This is a genomic window from Synechococcus sp. MU1655, from assembly GCF_023630655.1.
Classification (GTDB): Bacteria; Cyanobacteriota; Cyanobacteriia; order PCC-6307; family Cyanobiaceae; genus Synechococcus_C.
Map to the genome: position 1 here is coordinate 1 of NZ_JAKUHK010000262.1, position 2619 is coordinate 2619.

General features: G+C 56.4%; 5 protein-coding genes. All 5 read left to right on the plus strand.

Translation table 11 applies throughout. The features are described from left to right. A partial coding sequence (locus NCN04_RS10395) for a HEAT repeat domain-containing protein (RefSeq protein ID WP_250396054.1) occupies positions 1-745 on the plus strand: 745 nt, incomplete at its 5' end. 75 nt (positions 746-820) lie between these two features. Next, entirely contained in the window at positions 821-1024 is a 204-nt protein-coding gene (locus NCN04_RS10400; RefSeq protein WP_048347180.1) for a DUF2997 domain-containing protein, read from the plus strand. Next, positions 1024-1416 carry a DUF1257 domain-containing protein gene (locus NCN04_RS10405; RefSeq protein WP_048347179.1) on the plus strand — a complete coding sequence of 131 codons (393 nt, stop codon included), beginning with the start codon at positions 1024-1026 and terminating at the stop codon, positions 1414-1416. Before NCN04_RS10400 ends, NCN04_RS10405 begins: the two co-directional genes overlap by 1 nt. Then, a complete protein-coding gene (locus NCN04_RS10410) occupies positions 1409-1846 on the plus strand; it encodes a ferredoxin (RefSeq protein WP_250396056.1) in 438 nt (145 codons plus the stop codon). The genes NCN04_RS10405 and NCN04_RS10410 overlap by 8 nt, the downstream gene beginning before the upstream one ends. Positions 1847-1851: 5 nt before the next feature. Continuing rightward, positions 1852-2619 (plus strand): aldo/keto reductase (locus tag NCN04_RS10415; protein WP_250396055.1); only part of this gene is annotated, 768 nt, incomplete at its 3' end.

Here is a 2619-nt window from a genome sequence, read left to right on the forward strand (position 1 = left end):
GCTCGCCCGTGAGCTTGAAGCTGAAGAGGTGGGTGATCCTCTCGATGAAATCGATCTTGACGATCCAGAGCAGGATGCTCTAGAGGCCATCCGGCAATGTGATGAGGCCTTGAACTGGTTGCAGCAGGGGCATGATCAGCAGCTCCAAGGATTGCGTGTTTTTTGTGAACATCGAGATCCCCGTTCGGTTCCCCTGCTGTTGCCGCTCCTCGATGAGGTGTGTCCCGTTGTGCGCATGAGCGCCGTCTACGCGCTTGGTCGCAATCCCTCTCCCCCTGCTGTGGGGCCCCTTTTGAAATTGCTGCAAGACGACAGCAATGCCTATGTGCGCAAAGCCACGGCCTGGAGCCTTGGGAATTATCCCGATGCACCTGTGCTGAATCCCTTGATTCGTGCCCTGCAGACCGATGTGGCTGCGGTGCGGTTGTGGGCTTCGGTGTCTCTTGCTGAAGCTGGAGTGACCTCTGCTGCAAAAGCAGATCCAGCGGCGGGCCAGTTGTTGATTAGCTTGCGAATCGACACTGAATCCGTGGTGCGAAGCAATTGCATCTGGGCTCTGGGTCGCCTGCTCGAGCATCTTGTGGAACCCCGTCGCCTCGAGGTGATTGAGGTGTTTGTGCGTGCGCTTTTGCACGATTGTGAAAGGTCTGTTCGCGATGAAGCCCGCACGGCTCTCGAGCAGATGGAATCCCCCGATGTTTTGGATCGACTTCAAACCTTGATGGACGAGGGATTGTTCAGCTGATCGGACGAACTGACACCACCACCCATCAGCTTCGCGATATCGCCTTTAACATCTGTTCATTGTTGGGTGTGGTGCATGCCTGAGCGCACGCTTCGTTTCCGAATTCGTCCAGACGGTCGCGTCGAGGAGCAGGTGGAAGGCGTTGTCGGTGACGCTTGTCTGCAACTGACGGAACGTTTGGAATCAGTTTTAGGCACGGTGGAACGCCGTCAGCCAACGTCTGATGCCTACGTCACAACCCAAGCACAGTCCCAGTCCCAGTTCGTCGAGCCCTCCTGATGTCCCATTTCAGCACTGTCAAAACGGAACTTCGCCAGCGTGAGTCATTAGTCTCTGCCCTCGAAGACCTTGGGTATGAGCCCAAACAGGGAGGTCATCCCGTACGCGGATATCGCGGCCAAACCGTGGAAGCTGAATTGGCGGTCACCCTTCAGGAGTCTGCTGATTTCGGCTTCGTATGGAATGAATCCAACGGTGCCTATGAGTTTGTGACCGACCTGGATTTGTGGCGCCAGTCCGTGCCAATTGAGCGTTTTTTGTCTCGTCTCACGCAGCGCTACGCTCTCAACACGGTGTTGAAAGCTTCCCTTTCCGAGGGCTTTGACGTTGCCGAGCAGCGTGATTGTCAGGATGGATCGATCGAGCTTGTCGTTACCCGTTGGGATGCCTGATTCACAGCGGGTGGACGATCAACCCGTGAATGCCTCCTCCGGTAATCCCGCCGTTGCTTACAGCGCCTCCTCTCTTGAGGATCATCAATGCTCTGGGATGGAACCCGTCTTGGGTGGTGCTCTCGCTGAAAAAGCGGTGTGGGTTGATGAGGCTGTTTGTATTGGCTGCAGGTATTGCGCTCATGTGGCTTGCAACACCTTCATCATCGAGCCCAATTTGGGGCGCTCGCGTGCGATTCGCCAGGACGGGGACAGTTCTGCGCGGATTCAAGAGGCCATTGAAACCTGTCCCGTGGACTGCATTCACTGGGTTGCCTTTGATGACCTCGAGGGGCTCCAAGCGCAGCTCGACGCTCAGGAGCTTCTACCGCTCGGGCTTCCCTCACCTGCTCGTCCAAGACGCATTCTTCCTCGGCAGCCTCAAGACTGAACTCGATGGCATCACAGGCTTCCTTGGCTTTGCCAACACGACGCTTTGGTCGCACAGAGCTAGCAATGCCAGTCCTGTCCCTGGGGGGGATGAGGTTTCAGCAGAGTTGGTCGGATCTTGAGGCTGAGGTAATTACTCAGGAGGCTCAAGGCACGGTGCAGACGACACTCCACCGTGCGGTGGAGCTTGGATTTCACCATGTGGAAACAGCTCGGCATTACGGCAGCTCCGAGCGGCAACTTGGCTGGGCCCTCCCCCATTCACCTGATCCAGATCGCATCCTTCAAACCAAGGTGCCCCCTCGGGACGATCCTGCGATGTTTGAAGCCGAGCTCGAACTCAGCCTGGAGCGCCTAAACGTTCGGCGAATTGAGTTGCTGGCGATTCATGGCATCAACAGGTTGGATCATCTGGAGCAAACGCTGCGTCCAGGCGGCTGTATGGAGGTGGTGCGCCGCTGGCAGCAAGAGGGACGTATCGACCATGTGGGTTTTTCGACTCATGCTGAAACCAGCGTCATCGAAGCTGCGATCAACTCTGATGCATTCGATTATGTGAATTTGCATTGGTACTACATCCGCCAAGACAACGAACCTGCGTTGGTCGCCGCCCAACGCCATGACATGGGCGTGTTCATCATTAGTCCCACCGACAAGGGTGGCCATCTCCATACCCCTTCGCTGCTGTTGAAGCAGCTCTGCGCTCCCCTGCACCCGATCGTGTTTAACGATCTGTTTTGTCTGCGTGACCCGCGGGTTCACACCATCAGTGTT